A 13,636-nucleotide genomic window follows, 5' to 3' on the forward strand; every position below is an offset into this window, starting at 1 on the left:
GATGACGACCCTGCACGAAGGACAGGGCGACCTCGTCCTCGGGGCGCTCGGCTCGCTGGGTACCCGCGTCGACTGCGCCGGCTTCAACCGCCTGGACCTGGAGGGTCCGCAGGTGCTGTGGCTGGTGGCGTCCGGCGCGGTCGACCTGTTCGCGGTGGACGCCGGGGAGCAGGGCCACTGGCACCACCTGGGCCGTCTGGAGGCGGGCTCGGTGCTGCTCGGGCCGGTCGCCGGGCCCCAGCACACACTGGTCGCGCGTCCGCTGCGGGACTGCGTGGTGCACCGCATCGGGCTGCGCGAGCTGTACCAGCCGGCCAGCACGCAGACGTGGTCCTACGACGAGTACGGCAACCCCCAGTACGTACCGCCGACGACGAGCCCGCTGGAGTACGCCCTCGCCCTCGGCGTGGGCCGCAGTCTGACCGTCCTCTTCCAGGCGCCGATGGCGACCGAACGGGCCGCGGCGCCCACCGACGACGACGTCTTCTGGATGCAGGTGCCGCCCGGCAGCGTGCAGTACGGGGCGCTGTACGGCGACGAGGCGGCCGCCGACCTGCTGATGGACCCCGCGCTGTGGCAGAGCATGGTCGACCAGCAGTACCGGCTGCTGACCACGCTGGACCGCTGGATCGAGCAGCTGGAGCGCACCCACGAGACCCGTACCGCGGCCGGCATCAAGGCCGGTGAGGCGGTACGCGCCCAGGCCGACCGGACGCTGCTGGCCTCCATCGGCAAGCGGTCCGGGCAGCGCACCACGGCCGCCGACGCGGACGCGACGTACGCGGCGTGCAAGCTGGTCGCCCGCGCCGCCGGAATCCCGCTCGCCGAGCCCGCGCAGAACGGCACGGAGAGCGACCGGCTCGACCCGGTGGAGCGGATCGCCGTCGCCTCCCGCGTGCGCACCCGCACCGTGCGGCTGGACGACCGCTGGTGGCGGGACGACGTCGGGCCGCTGATCGGTCACCGCGCCCTGTCGGGGGCGCCGGTGGCGCTGCTGTGGCGGCGCGGCGGCTACGTGGCCGTCCATCCCGCGACCGGCCGCGAGACGCCGGTCGAGAAGGCGAACGCCGAGGAGTTCGAACCGCGTGCGGTGATGTTCTACCGGCCGCTGCCCGAGCACCGGCTCAGTCCGTTGCGGCTGCTGCGGTTCTGCATGCGGGGCACGCGCGGCGATCTGACCGGTCTGCTGCTCGCCGGACTGGTGACGGTGGGGCTCGGCGCGCTGGTGCCGATCGCGACCGGCAAGGTGCTCGGCGAGTTCGTGCCGAAGGCGCAGACCGGGTTGATCGTGCAGGTCTGTCTCGCGGTGATGCTGAGCAGCGTCGTCGCGGCGGCCTTCATGCTGATGCAGAACCTCACCATCCTGCGGCTGGAAGGACGGGTGGAGGCGACCCTCCAGCCCGCGGTGTGGGACCGGCTGCTGCGGCTGCCGACGAAGTTCTTCACCGAGCGCTCCACCGGTGAGCTGGCCAGCGCGGCCATGGGCATCAGCGCGATCCGCAGACTGCTGGCGGGCGTCGGTCCGACGGTCGCCCAGTCGGTGACCGTCGGGGCGATGAACCTGGGGCTGCTGCTCTGGTACAGCGTGCCGATGGCGCTCGCGGCGATCGGCATGCTGGTGGTCGTGGCCGCCGTGTTCCTGGGGCTCGGGCTGTGGCAGGTGCGTTATCAGCGGCGGCTGGTCAAGCTCACCAACAAACTGAACAACCAGGCGTTCCAGACCCTGCGCGGACTGCCCAAACTGCGCGTCGCGGCGGCCGAGAACTACGCGTACGCGGCGTGGGCGGAGCAGTTCGCGCGCAGTCGTGAGCTCCAGCAGCAGGCGGGACGCGTCAAGAACCTGAACGCGGTGCTGGGCGCGGTGTACCTGCCGCTGTGCACGCTGCTGATGTTCATGCTGCTGGCCGGTCCGGCACGCGGTTCGATGTCGGCGGCCGAGTTCCTCACCTTCAACGCGGCGGTGACGATGCTGCTGACCTCGGTCACCCAGCTGACCGGCGCGTTCGTGTCGGCGGTGGCCGCGCTGCCGCTGTTCGAGGAGATCAGGCCGGTCCTGGACGCCACGCCCGAGGTGCGCACGGGGAGCACCCGGCCGGGGCCGCTGTCCGGGGCGATCGAGGCACGGCGGCTGTCGTTCCGGTACACCGACGACGGGCCGCTGGTCCTCGACGACGTGTCCTTCGGGATCCGGCCGGGCGAGTTCGTGGCGGTCGTCGGTCCCAGCGGCTGCGGCAAGTCGACCCTGCTGCGGCTGCTGATCGGCTTCGACCGGCCGCTGTCGGGCAGCGTCCTGTACGACGGCCAGGACCTCGCCGCCCTCGACCAGTCGGCGGTGCGCCGGCAGTGCGGGGTGGTGCTCCAGCACGCGCAGCCGTTCACCGGCTCGATCCTGGACGTCATCTGCGGCACCGAGCCGTACACGCCGGAGGAGGTGATGGCGGCGGCCGAGATGGCGGGGCTCGCGGAGGACATCAAGCGGATGCCGATGGGCCTGCACACGATCGTCTCGGGCAGCGGGGCGGTCTCCGGGGGCCAGCGGCAGCGGCTGATGATCGCGCAGGCGCTGATCCGCCGACCGCGCGTCCTCTTCTTCGACGAGGCGACCAGCGCCCTGGACAACGAGACGCAGCGCACCGTGATCGAGTCCACCAAGGCCCTCAACGCCACCCGGGTCGTCATCGCCCACCGTCTGTCGACGGTGCTGGACGCCGACCGCGTGATCGTGATGGAGGACGGCAAGGTCGCCCAGCAGGGGCCGCCCGCCGCGCTGCTCGCGGACACCGGCGGCCGGCTGCACGAGCTGGTGCGGCGGCAGCTGGCCTGACAGGGCCCGGACGGACGGAAGCCCGTGCTCCGGACCGTCCGGTTTCCGGCCGTACCGCCCCGGTGGCCGTTGGACCGGCGCCAAAATGGGTACCTGCGCCTTCATGCGTATCAGCGTGGTGGATGTGGGGTCGAACACGGTCCGGCTCATGGTGTCGGACGCGGAGGGCGGGGTGCCGCTGCCGGTCCACACCGCGAAGTGGCGGCTACGGCTGTCCGAGCAGGTCAAGCCGGGGGGCCCGGTCCCCGACGAGGCTGTGGAGCGGCTCGTGGAGGCGGTCGCCGACGCGAACCGGACCGCGGCCCGCTGGGGGGCGGCCGACCCGCTGGCCTTCGCGACCGCCGTAGTGCGCGCCGCGCCCAACCGCCACGAGGTACTGCGCACCGTCCGGGCCCGTACGGGCATCGCCCTGTGCACCCTGCCGGGCGAGGTGGAGGCGGAGCTGACGTTCCTCGGCGCTCGGCGCTGGATGGGCTGGCGGGCCGGACCGCTCGCCCTGCTCGACATAGGCGGCGGCTCACTGGAGATCGCCTTCGGCCGCGGCCGGTTGCCCGACTTCGTGGCCTCGCTGCCGCTGGGCGCGGCACGGCTGACCCACGAGTTCCTCGAGGGCGGCGAGGACGCGCCGGAGCCGGAGCAGGTCCGGGCGCTGCGCCGCAAGGTCCGCCATCAGCTGCGGGACGTCGCGGCGCGGATCCGCTGGGAGGGGCCGCGTACCGCGGTGGCCACCTCGCGGACCTTCCAGCAGCTCGGACGGCTGTGCGGGGCGCTGCCGGGGCGGCACGGCCCCTTCGTGGAGCGGCAGATGCGCTGCTCGGACCTGGGAGAGGCGATCGGCCGGCTGGCCGCCCTGACCGCCGCCGAGCGGGCCCGACTGCCCGGCATCTCCGCCCCGCGGGCGACACAGAGTCTGGCCGGGGCGGTGGTCGGGCACACCGCCATGAAGCTGACCGGACTGGAAACGGTCACGCTCTGCCCCTGGGCGATCCGCGAGGGCATCCTGCTGCGCCACATCGAGGACGGCCCCTCCTGGTGGGCGGAGGTCGTCCGCCGCAACGACGAGGCGGCCGTCCCCGCTCCGATGCCCCTGCGCATCGCGACCACGTCCAGCTGACCACGCGGAACGGGCCACGCCCGGGCCGAGAACACACGACCGAACGGCACCGAACGGTACGAGGAAGAGGAGGCATTCGTGTCCCAGGACGGCGACCGCAGCGACAAGCAGCCCGAGACCGCCATCGAGGAGGTGCTGCGCGAGATCAAGGAGTCCAGGCCCCGCGACGCGGAGTCCGACGAGGGCCCGCACCGGGGCGAGGCGGGCGACGCCACCTCGCCGAACACCGGGGCCCAGCAGGACTCCGAGGGAGAGTGAGGCGGGACCGCGCGCGAACGGGGGTGCCACGGCGGCGTCCGGGTACTCGCGGCGCCATGGAGTACGACCGCGAAGGACCACAGCTGCCGACGGCCCGGGGCCCGCTCTCCGCGGCCGTCGGCGCGTATCTGCTCGAGGCGGGCCCGCTGCCCGGCACGGAGTCCGTCGCCGCCGCGCCGGCGTACGGCGACGATCTGCAGCTCGCCCTGTACCAGTGCTACGAGCTGCACTACCGGGGTTTCGCCGGTGTCTCCCCCGGCCTCGAGTGGGACCCCGACCTGCTGCGTACCCGGGCCGCGCTGGAGCACCGCTTCCTGTCCGCGCTGCGTGCCGACACCCGGGTCCACGACAGCGTGGAGGACGCGGTCGGGGCGCTGCTCGTCGAACCGGTCGACGGGAAGGGCGTCAGCCACTTCCTGCGGGACGAGGGCGAGTTGTGGCACCTGCGCGAGTACGCGGCCCAACGCTCCCTGTACCACCTGAAGGAGGCCGACCCGCACGCCTGGGTGCTGCCGCGGCTGTGGGGGCGCGCGAAGGCGGCGATGGCTGCGGTGGAGTTCGACGAGTACGGCGGCGGCCGGCCCGACCGGGTGCACGCCCGCCTGTTCGCCGACCTGATGACGGACCTGGGCCTGGACACCACGTACGGGCGCCATCTCGACGCGGCCTCCGCCGAGTGCCTGGCCACGGTGAACATGATGTCCCTGTTCGGCCTGCACCGGGCTCTGCGCGGCGCCCTGGTGGGCCATTTCGCGGCGGTCGAGATCACCTCGTCGCCCGGTTCCCGGCGGCTCGCCGAGGCGATGCGCCGTACCGGCGCCGGGCCCGCCGCCGAGCACTTCTACGACGAGCACGTCGAGGCCGACGCGGTGCACGAGCAGATCGTGCGGCACGAGGTGATCGACGGCCTGTTGGAACAGGAGCCGCACCTCGCGGCGGACGTCGCCTTCGGCATCGACGCCACCGGCCACGTCGAGGAACGCTTCGGCGCCCGGCTGCTCGCCGACTGGCGGGCCGGCCGGTCGTCCCTGCTCACAGCGCTGCCCGACCTGACCCGCGAAACTTCCGGAATCTCCCATATTTCGTGACGGCCGGGGTACGTGGGTTCCGTGAATTTCATGGTGCTACCGGGCGTCTACGCCCCTCAGGAGGACACCGCCCTGCTGGCCGGGGCACTGTCCGACGAGTCGCTCCCGCCGGGCGCGGCCGTACTCGACGTGGGTACTGGCACGGGCGCCCTGGCGCTGGCGGCGGCCCGGCGGGGTGCGCGGGTGACCGCGGTGGACGTGTCGTGGCGCGCGGTGTGCGCGGCCCGGGTGAACGCCGCACGGGCCGGGCTGCGGATCCGCGTCCGGCACGGCAACCTCTTCACGCCCGTACGCGGTGAGCCGTTCGACCTCGTGCTGGCCAATCCGCCGTACGTGCCGGCGCCGGGCGGCGGGCGCCGGCCGCGGGGTGCGGCGCGGGCCTGGGACGCGGGCCACGACGGGCGGCTGGTCCTGGACCGGATCTGCCGGGAGGTGCCTGCCCTGCTGCGTCCGGGCGGGGTGCTGCTGCTGGTGCAGTCGGCGCTCAGCGAGCCCGGGCGGACCGTCGGGCTGCTGCGCGAGGCGGGTCTGAAGGCCGCGGTGACCCGGCGGCAGCGGATCGCGTTCGGTCCCGTGGTGCGCGGGCGGGAGCGCTGGCTGCGGCAGCGCGGGCTGCTGTCCCTGGCCGATCACGAGGAGGAGCTGGTGGTCGTCCGTGCCGAACTCCCCGTCTGAGGCCCCCCGCCCGTCCGGCGCCCCGCGCCGGGTCAAGGTCCAGCGCCGGGGGCCGCTGCTGGTGGAAGGTCCGGTGGAGGTGGAGCTGGAGGACGGGACGACGGTGTCGTCCGACCGCTTCCGGGTCGCGCTGTGCACCTGTCGCCGTAGCCGGCGCTTCCCCTGGTGCGACACCAGCCACCGCGCCAGGTCGTCCGGCACGGGTGACGGGCCGGCGCCGGCGGGCTGACGGTTCCCGTCCTGTCCAGTCCTGCCCTGTCTTGTCCTGTCTGTCCTGTCCCTGATTCCGGGGAGAACGGCGGACGGCCCCACTCCGTCCGCCGCTCCCGGTGCGGGACCGCTGGATCCGTACGGAGGCGCTCGCACTCCCCAGTAGCGAGCCGCCGGTCACGCCGCACGGGCCGGGCGGTCCCGGTCCTCAGAACGTGAAGACGCTCGCGCTGCCCGCGTTCTTCACGCACTCGTTGGCGAAGGTGCGCTCGTAGGAGACGTGCCGGCCCTGCCAGACCCCGTCGACGGTGACGACCACGGGCGCGTACTCCCGGGTGCACAGCACGCCGTCGTCCGCGGCCAGGGCGTCGAAGTCGCCGCCCGCGCCGCGCAGTTCCGCGCAGGCCGATGCGGCGGCGGGGTGGGTTCCGGAGGCCTCCGGGGCGCAGGTCAGGGTGACCGCGCGTACCGGTGCGGCGGTGGCAGCGCTCTCTCCGTGCCCCACGGTCAGCACGAGGGCCGAGGGGGCGTAGAGCGACGCGGGGGCGGTGGCCGGGGAGGCGAGGGAGGCCCCGGCGAGTGGCCCGCAGACGGCGGTGGCCGTCAGGCCCAGAGTCGCTGCCCAGCGCGCGGTGTTCCGCATTGTGTGCATCCTTCCGCTCGATATGAGGGTGTCGCCGGACCGGCTCGGTCGGTGCCGGAACGGCGAGCGCGAGTCTGCCGAGTCCGTCGCCGAAACTCATCTCGACCCCACGGGTTTCGGTAACCTTGCGTATTGAATCAGTGGCGCGAAGTCACGGAATTCGAACGTTCCAAGTCCGGAACGGGGCGGTTCTTGATCGGTTCTTGAGGCATGAACTGGCCGAATGGCGTGATCCGCACCTTCGCCAATAGGCCTGAAACACCCCTGAAACAGGCCCGTTCCCCCTGACGACCGACCTCCGCATACTCACCGGTATGGTGCTGACGGCGCGAGCTCGACGACGAGAGGCGGTAGCTGGGGATGGCGAAGCACTGGGCGGACTTCCAGTACGAGATCTATCTCAACGGGATGACGGGTGCCGTGCCGCGGCTGCCCACCGACCTGACCCGGCTGGAGGAACTCGCCGAGCGACGCCTCGGCCCCGGTCCCGTCGGGTACGTCGCGGGCAGCGCGGGTGACGGCAGCACCGCGCGCGCCAACCGGGCGGCTCTGGACCGGCGCCGGATCGTTCCGCGCATGCTGCGGGACGTGCACGAACGCGATCTCTCGGTGGAGGTGCTGGGCCGCCCGCTGCCCGCTCCGCTGGCGCTGGCTCCGGTCGGTGTCCTGTCGATCATGCATCCGGAAGCGGAGCCGGCCGCCGCCCGGGCCGCCGCCGCGCAGGGCGTGCCGTACATCCTGTCCTCGGCGTCGAGCACGCCCATGGAGCAGGTCGCCGAGGCGATGGGCGACGCCGAGCGCTGGTTCCAGCTGTACTGGCCGAAGGACCGCGAGGTGGCCCGCAGCTTCCTGGACCGGGCGAAGGCGGCCGGATACAGCGCGCTGTTCGTCACGCTGGACACGCCTCTGCTGTCCTGGCGCCCGCGCGATCTCGACCAGGCGTATCTGCCGTTCCTGCACGGGGTGGGCACCGCCAACTACTTCTCCGACCCGGCGTTCCGGGCGGGCCTGGCGAAGCCGGTGCACGAGGATCCGAACGCCGCGGTGATGCACTTCGTCGGCATGTTCTCCGATCCCGCCAAGTCCTGGCCCGATCTGGCGTTCCTCCGGGAGAACTGGGACGGCCCGATCGTCCTCAAGGGCGTCCTGCACCCGGACGACGCCCGGCTCGCCGCCGACGCGGGGATGGACGGCGTGGTGGTCTCCAATCACGGCGGCCGTCAGGTGGCGGGCTCCGTCGCGGCGGCCGATGCCCTGCCGCGCGTGGTGGAGGCGGTCGGCGACCGGCTCACCGTGCTGTTCGACAGCGGCGTCCGCACCGGTGACGACGTCTTCAAGGCGCTCGCGCTCGGCGCGCGAGCGGTACTCCTCGGCCGCCCCTACGTCTACGGCCTGGGCCTCGACGGACAGCCGGGCGTCGAGCACGTGATCCGCTGCCTGCTCGCCGAACTCGACCTCACCCTGGCTCTGTCCGGGCACGCTTCCCCGGTCACGCCCGGCCCCGCCGACCTCGTCGAGGATCCTGCGGGACCCTTGGGGTGACGTCCTCGCGACCGACGACTCGCCCCGCGGGCGGCCGTGCCGCCGGCACGGGGCTCGCCGCCGTCATCGCGGCGCGGGTTCCGGTCGCGGCGCCGGTGACCCGTGACGGCCGGTGCGTTGACGGCGGGACCGTCGTGGCCGGTCGCGCCCAGGCGGCGCCAGGCGCACATCCGATCCGCCCCGTCACCCCTTCGGAGCGCCGTCCGACGCACCGGACGTCGCCCGGCCCGCCTCAGCTGCCCGGCAGCTCGACGCGCCGGGCGTCCGGGGCGCCGGTACCGGCGATCGACAGGGAACCCTCCGCCGTCGGTACCGGGTCGGTCCGCCAGCGCTGGCCGTCGGAGCCGTCATGCACCTTGACGACTATGTCGGCGTCCGGGGCACCCGTGGTGGCGGCGAGGGCGAGCTGCTTTTGCCGGCGCGGCACCAGTTCCCCCCGTCCGGTGACGTCGTAGCGCACGTCGTCGCCCCGCTCGGTGCCCTCGTCGGCGCAGGTACCGAGAACGACGACTCCGGCGTCCGCCTGCGAGTCCAGACACAGCCCCGGGTCGGCGGCGCTGCGCAGCAGCCCGTCGTCCTCATAGGTCCACTGCTGGGTCCACGCCTCGGAGCACCTCGCCAGCCGGGCGCCCGCGCCGGCCCTCGGCTCGCCCCGGACGTCGAGGCACAGGTCCGCGGCGACGTTGCGCAGCCGCGCCCGGTCCGCCGCCGTGGGCAGCCCGGCCGCGCCGGGCGGTTTCGGGCGGCTGGTCCCGGACGTGTTGCCGTCGCTGCCGACGGCACTGGTGGAGGCGGCCGGATCGGCGCCACCGCCGTCGTACGACCACACACTCACCACGAGCACGATCGCCAGCACCCCGGCCGAGGCGGCGCCGAACTGCCTGAGCACCGACCGGCCGGAACGCGGCCGGCCGGGCACCCCGCGCCCGGGAACGGGCATCCGGGCCAGCAGCCCGGGGCGTCCGCCGCGGTGCCGGGCGGCGCCCTTGGCGAGCGCGCCCAGCGTCGCGCGCCCCGGACGGGAGTCGAGATAGCGCCGGGCACCCCAGCCGAGCACCGCTTCGGCGATCAGCGTGCCCAACTCGCGCCCGAAGTGGCTGAGTTGTTCGGCGGCGTGCCGGCAGTGACGGCAGTCCGCCAGATGTTTCCGGACGTCCGGCAGCAGGGCGCCGCCCCGGCGAATCGGGACGTCGAGGAGACGGCTGTGGAAGCGGCAGTCCTGGGTCGGCGCGAGTTGCCGATGTGCGTGCAGACAACCCTCGCGGAATTTCTCACGCGCTTGTTCGAGTGTGGCCGACGCGGTGTCGGTATCCATGCCGAGCAGACCGGCCGGGACGCTTATGGGCTCACCCTCGACCTCCGTGTGCCACAGCAAACAACGGGCCGGCCCGGGAAGGGAAGCGAATGCCTGTGCGGCAAGCGTTCGGTTTTCCGGAGTCAGGGACTTCGCCGCCCGCATACCACGTCCGCCGGCGGGTTTGAGCAGGTGCGGAAGAACGCCGGATATCCCGTCGTCGGCGGACCACTGCCGGACCGTGTCCCGTACGGCCACCAGCAGTCGCGGACGCAGGGCCGTGGCGGGCTCGCCCTCGGCGAGCCGGTCCAGGACCCGGTGCCAGGCGGCGGCGGTGACCATGGCGGTTACCTGGGACGACGTGGCGAGGCAGATGGTCGCGTAGTCGTGGGCGGGCTGCCAGTGGCGTGCCATCAGCAGCGCGGCGGTCTGGGCCGCCGCGCTCTCCGGGCCGTCCCTGAGCCGCGCGGCCAGGGACTCGTCGGACTCCCCGGAGTCCCCGCCGGGGGGCGGGTACGCGGGTCGAGGGGGGTGGGGGGTGGGCACTGAGATGTTTCCTTCCCACGCGCAGGTGACTCAGAAGTTCTGATCGCCGAAAAGGAACACCGGATTGGTGTATACCTTTTGGGCACGGTGTGGGGAGCGTGAATTCGCCACGGCGAAAACGGACCCGGCTCATCAAGACGCGTGCGAGACCCGGCCTTTACCCCCCGCACGGGTGCTTCACTCTCGCACAAACCACTCATGGTCAACAAGGCGACCGGGCAACATGAGGCCCCCTTTGAAAGAAGGTCAGATTTCGCGGCAACTCATGCGGTCGGCACCTGCTTTCGGCTTTCTCCAGCGCCCCGAGCGGCCGGGCTTCAGATCTGCCAGGAACGCAACCGGTCGGCCGCGCCGTAGACGTCGGCCCCGCCGGACATCAGGTCACGCGCGAGGTCGACCAGGGCGCCGTAGGGCGGGTCGATGCCGACGCCACTGGCGAACATGTAGGCGACGGCCGTCGCGCAGGCGAAGCGGGCGTTGGCCGAGGGCAGGGGCTTGAGCACGGCGAGCGTGTGCAGCAGGGCGGCGGCCCGCCAGGCCGGGTCGGAGTCCACCCCGAGGCGGGGCGGGTCGACGCGGTGCCGGGCGACGGCGGCGACCAGCGCGGAGAAGTCGTTGATGGTGGGCTGCTCCGGCAGCACTTCCTCATGGCGCTGGAGCAGCCAGGGCACGTCGATGTGCAGGACCGGCGCCATGGGTCAGGCGGCCCGCCCCTCGCCCCTGACGGACGGTGGTTCGTCGTCGGGAAAGGCGGCCGCGAACTCGTCGGCGTGGGCCGAGAAGAACCGGCGGAATGCCTCCGCGCCCTCCTGCAGCGCCCGGTGCCGGGCTATGTCGGCGGCGGCGGCCTCCCGCACGAGCGCCTTCATCGACGTACCGCGTTCCTTGGCGATCTGCCGCAGGTCCTCGAGCTCGCGGTCGCTGAACTCCACGTTCAGAGCTGGCATGCCTCCCACGGTACCGCGCGGGTACTGACCCGTAAATATCCGCAGGTCAGAGCCCTCATGCAGCGGTACCGCAGGAGGCGGGCGGGGCGGTGGTGCGGTCAGCTCTGGTCCGCCACGAAGGAGGCCATCCGGGCCAGTGCGGCGTTCCAGTTGATGGTGTGCTCGTTGGTCGACCAGGACTGGATGTCGTCGATGAAGCAGAACTGGGCGACGCAGCCCTGGAGTTTGCTCTGTGCGTAGGGGTCCTGGATGTTCGAGTTGGGTCCGCCGGACAGGGTGCCGTCGGGCGGGGCGGGCAGCGCCGGGTCGAGTTGCTTGGCGTACCAGCGGCTGTGCTGGTTGTGGGCGTTGACCTCGCCGTAGCCGGTGACGTACGACATGTTCAGCGCGTTGCGGCCCAGGATGTAGTCCATGCTCTGGAGGGCGCCGTCACGGTACTTCGAGCCGCCGGTGATGTCGTAGGCGGTGGCGAGGACGACGGCGTTGTTCAGTACCTGGTGACTGGAGCCCCAGTCGTAGACGTTGCCCTCGGGGGCGTAGGGCATGCCGTACGGGTGCGCCTTGAGCGTGGCCAGGTAGCGGTCGGCGCCCTGGACGACGGAGCGGCGTACCTTGTCCCGGCCGGGGAGCCGGTTCGGCACCGTCGCGAGGTCCAGCCGGGCCGCCGCCGCGGTGCGGGCCCAGTCGAAGCCGAGCGGGCCGAAGATGTCGGCGGTGTGGACCGGGGAGTTCAGCACGTACTCCTTGAAGTCCCGCTCCCCCGTCGTCAGGTACAGCTCGGCCGCCGCCCAGTAGAACTCGTCGTCGACCTTGCTGTCCGGGTAGGCCCCGCCGCCGATGCCGTCGCTCTCGTCGGCGAGCACGTCCGGGTGGGCCAGGGCCGCCGTCCAGGCCTGGCGGGCCGCGTCGAGCGCCTTCGCGGCGAACTCACGGTCGTAGGGGCGGTAGAGGCGGGCCGCCTGGGCTGCCGTCGCCGCCAGGTTGAGGGTGGCCGCGGTGGTCGGCGGGTGCAGTTCGCGCTTCTGCGGGTCGTCGCTGGGCAGCAGCGGCAGCCCGGTCCACGCCTCGTCGTGGATCTTGTGGTGGGCCATGCCGGCCAGTGGCTGTCCGGCCGGCACCTGCATCTTCAGCAGGAAGTCCAGCTCCCAGCGCACCTCGTCGAGGATGTCCGGCACCTTGTTCCCGCTCTCGGGGATGTCGAGCGTGCCGTCGCCGAGCTCGGCCGGCTCCCCGGTGCGGGCGTGCAGCGAGCGCTCGTAGGTGCTGAGCAGCTCCCAGGTCGAGATGCCGCCGTTGACGACGTACTTGCCGTGGTCGCCGGCGTCGTACCAGCCGCCGGAGACGTCGAGGGTGTAGTCGCACACGCCGGGCTGGCAGGGCACCTCGGTGTCGCCCTGGTTGGGTGCCACGCCCACGTGTCCGGCGGGGCGGGCGTAGCCCGGGCGCAGGTCGCCGCTGATCGGGGTGCCGCTGCGCTGGGTGTAGTAGTACTTCGCGGAGTCGGTGCGCAACCGCTCGTAGGCGGCCGTGCCGATGTCGAACGGGCGGCTGGTCTCCCCGTCGGCGACCAGTGTGTAGCCCTCGCCGCGCTTCTTGTGGCGGCCGAAGTCGATCGAGTGGACGTTCTGCCCGGAGGAGGCGTCGACGCCGCGCGGCTTGCTCCAGCCGTGCGCGACGACCCGGCCTCCGTCGTTCTTCAGCTGCCAGCGCAGACGCGAGGTCGCCTCGGTGACCAACGTGGCGTTCTTCGGGCCGGACGGCAGATAGCCGACCTGGTTGACGCGGACCCGCGGCCCCGTGTCGGGCACGTGCGGCTCGGGCGCCACACCGCCCAGCAGGGACACGTCGTCCACGCAGAACCGCCAGGCGTCGGGGGTGCCGCCGAGCTGGAAGCCGACCTGGCCCTGAGTGGTGTCGACGGGTGAGGTGAAGGTGTAGGAGTAGGTGTTGCCGGAGACGCTCAGCTGCGGGCTGACCTCGTGGTAGGTGTCGTACGGGGACACCGACAGGCCCACGATCGCCCGGACCACATGGTCGGCGGGCGTGCCAGTCGCGGTGAAGGAGAACTTGTACGACTCCCCCGCGACCAGGGTGATGTCGTTCTGGCCGACGGCCGCGTCCCAGCGGTTGGTGGTGCCGCCGGGGGCGTCGGCGCACAGCCGGCCGTCGGCCACGCCCGCGGTGACGTTGCTGCTCGTCCACCAGGAGTCGGTGCCGTTGTCGAAGGTGCCGTTCTTGACCTGCTCGGTCTCCTCGGCTCCGGCCGGTGCGGCGGGCAGCGCGGTGACGGCCGCCGCCAGCAGGGCCGTCAGGGAGACGAGGGCGGTTCTGCGTCGTGTCAGGCGTTGCGTCAGACGTCTTGTCACGTGCGGACTCCTCGGGGGAGGCGGCGCTCACTTTTATGGGAGCGCTCCCAAAAGCGGTCGCAGGACATGCTTGTGGGAGACATGACACCCCGTCAACGGTCCGGACCGGACTGCTTCCCGTCCGGACCG

The 13,636-nt window shown here is 72.6% G+C and carries 12 protein-coding genes; 7 read left to right on the plus strand and 5 right to left on the minus strand.

What is annotated here, in order from left to right:
* Position 1 precedes the first annotated feature (1 nt).
* The 6 genes from ACFCZF_RS02370 to ACFCZF_RS02395 all read left to right on the plus strand — a co-directional run bounded on the left by ACFCZF_RS02370 (position 2) and on the right by ACFCZF_RS02395 (position 6,188).
* Positions 2-2,824: an NHLP bacteriocin export ABC transporter permease/ATPase subunit gene (locus ACFCZF_RS02370; RefSeq protein WP_376670035.1), complete on the plus strand. Its 2,823-nt coding sequence runs from the start codon at positions 2-4 to the stop codon at positions 2,822-2,824.
* 103 nt (positions 2,825-2,927) lie between these two features.
* Positions 2,928-3,938 carry a Ppx/GppA family phosphatase gene (locus ACFCZF_RS02375; RefSeq protein WP_376670036.1) on the plus strand — a complete coding sequence of 337 codons (1,011 nt, stop codon included), beginning with the start codon at positions 2,928-2,930 and terminating at the stop codon, positions 3,936-3,938.
* A gap of 78 nt (positions 3,939-4,016) precedes the next feature.
* Positions 4,017-4,196, plus strand: coding sequence for a hypothetical protein (locus tag ACFCZF_RS02380; RefSeq protein WP_375907968.1), 180 nt, complete (start codon positions 4,017-4,019; stop codon positions 4,194-4,196).
* A 56-nt stretch (positions 4,197-4,252) separates the two neighbouring features.
* A complete protein-coding gene (locus ACFCZF_RS02385) occupies positions 4,253-5,284 on the plus strand; it encodes an iron-containing redox enzyme family protein (protein ID WP_376670037.1) in 1,032 nt (343 codons plus the stop codon).
* A 30-nt stretch (positions 5,285-5,314) separates the two neighbouring features.
* On the plus strand, positions 5,315-5,959 hold the full coding sequence (locus tag ACFCZF_RS02390; RefSeq protein WP_376670038.1) for a HemK2/MTQ2 family protein methyltransferase: 645 nt from the start codon (positions 5,315-5,317) through the stop codon (positions 5,957-5,959).
* Positions 5,940-6,188 (plus strand): CDGSH iron-sulfur domain-containing protein, encoded by a 249-nt coding sequence (locus ACFCZF_RS02395; RefSeq protein WP_375907961.1) that lies wholly within the window; start codon positions 5,940-5,942, stop codon positions 6,186-6,188. The genes ACFCZF_RS02390 and ACFCZF_RS02395 overlap by 20 nt, the downstream gene beginning before the upstream one ends.
* Before the next feature lie 189 nt (positions 6,189-6,377).
* Here ACFCZF_RS02395 and ACFCZF_RS02400 read toward each other — a convergent pair whose 3' ends face one another.
* Positions 6,378-6,812, minus strand: a complete 435-nt coding sequence (locus tag ACFCZF_RS02400; protein ID WP_375907958.1) for a protease inhibitor — start codon at positions 6,810-6,812, stop codon at positions 6,378-6,380.
* Between the two features lie 360 nt (positions 6,813-7,172).
* Between ACFCZF_RS02400 and ACFCZF_RS02405 the strand changes: the two genes are divergently transcribed.
* Positions 7,173-8,354 carry a lactate 2-monooxygenase gene (locus ACFCZF_RS02405; RefSeq protein ID WP_376670039.1) on the plus strand — a complete coding sequence of 394 codons (1,182 nt, stop codon included), beginning with the start codon at positions 7,173-7,175 and terminating at the stop codon, positions 8,352-8,354.
* Between the two features lie 232 nt (positions 8,355-8,586).
* Here ACFCZF_RS02405 and ACFCZF_RS02410 read toward each other — a convergent pair whose 3' ends face one another.
* The 4 genes from ACFCZF_RS02410 to ACFCZF_RS02425 all read right to left on the minus strand — a co-directional run bounded on the left by ACFCZF_RS02410 (position 8,587) and on the right by ACFCZF_RS02425 (position 13,483).
* Positions 8,587-10,194: an RICIN domain-containing protein gene (locus tag ACFCZF_RS02410; protein ID WP_376670040.1), complete on the minus strand. Its 1,608-nt coding sequence runs from the start codon at positions 10,192-10,194 to the stop codon at positions 8,587-8,589.
* A 317-nt stretch (positions 10,195-10,511) separates the two neighbouring features.
* Positions 10,512-10,889, minus strand: coding sequence for a toxin Doc (locus tag ACFCZF_RS02415; protein WP_375907950.1), 378 nt, complete (start codon positions 10,887-10,889; stop codon positions 10,512-10,514).
* Positions 10,890-10,892: 3 nt separating this feature from the next.
* On the minus strand, positions 10,893-11,141 hold the full coding sequence (locus ACFCZF_RS02420) for a hypothetical protein (RefSeq protein ID WP_345638110.1): 249 nt from the start codon (positions 11,139-11,141) through the stop codon (positions 10,893-10,895).
* A gap of 98 nt (positions 11,142-11,239) precedes the next feature.
* Positions 11,240-13,483 (minus strand): glycoside hydrolase family 9 protein, encoded by a 2,244-nt coding sequence (locus tag ACFCZF_RS02425; RefSeq protein WP_376670130.1) that lies wholly within the window; start codon positions 13,481-13,483, stop codon positions 11,240-11,242.
* Positions 13,484-13,636 lie beyond the last annotated feature (153 nt).

Origin of the sequence: Streptomyces sp. NPDC056296 (genome assembly GCF_042268605.1) — a bacterium.
In the GTDB taxonomy this organism is placed as follows: domain Bacteria; phylum Actinomycetota; class Actinomycetes; order Streptomycetales; family Streptomycetaceae; genus Streptomyces.

Bases quoted from the DNA above. Each gene is read 5' to 3' on its own strand.
- ACFCZF_RS02370 (WP_376670035.1), top strand. From the start codon at position 2: ATGACGACCCTGCACGAAGGACAGGGCGACCTCGTCCTCGGGGCGCTC.
- ACFCZF_RS02375 (WP_376670036.1), top strand. From the start codon at position 2,928: ATGCGTATCAGCGTGGTGGATGTGGGGTCGAACACGGTCCGGCTCATG.
- ACFCZF_RS02385 (WP_376670037.1), top strand. From the start codon at position 4,253: ATGGAGTACGACCGCGAAGGACCACAGCTGCCGACGGCCCGGGGCCCG.
- ACFCZF_RS02390 (WP_376670038.1), top strand. From the start codon at position 5,315: ATGGTGCTACCGGGCGTCTACGCCCCTCAGGAGGACACCGCCCTGCTG.
- ACFCZF_RS02400 (WP_375907958.1), bottom strand. From the start codon at position 6,812: ATGCGGAACACCGCGCGCTGGGCAGCGACTCTGGGCCTGACGGCCACC.
- ACFCZF_RS02405 (WP_376670039.1), top strand. From the start codon at position 7,173: ATGGCGAAGCACTGGGCGGACTTCCAGTACGAGATCTATCTCAACGGG.
- ACFCZF_RS02415 (WP_375907950.1), bottom strand. From the start codon at position 10,889: ATGGCGCCGGTCCTGCACATCGACGTGCCCTGGCTGCTCCAGCGCCAT.
- ACFCZF_RS02420 (WP_345638110.1), bottom strand. From the start codon at position 11,141: ATGCCAGCTCTGAACGTGGAGTTCAGCGACCGCGAGCTCGAGGACCTG.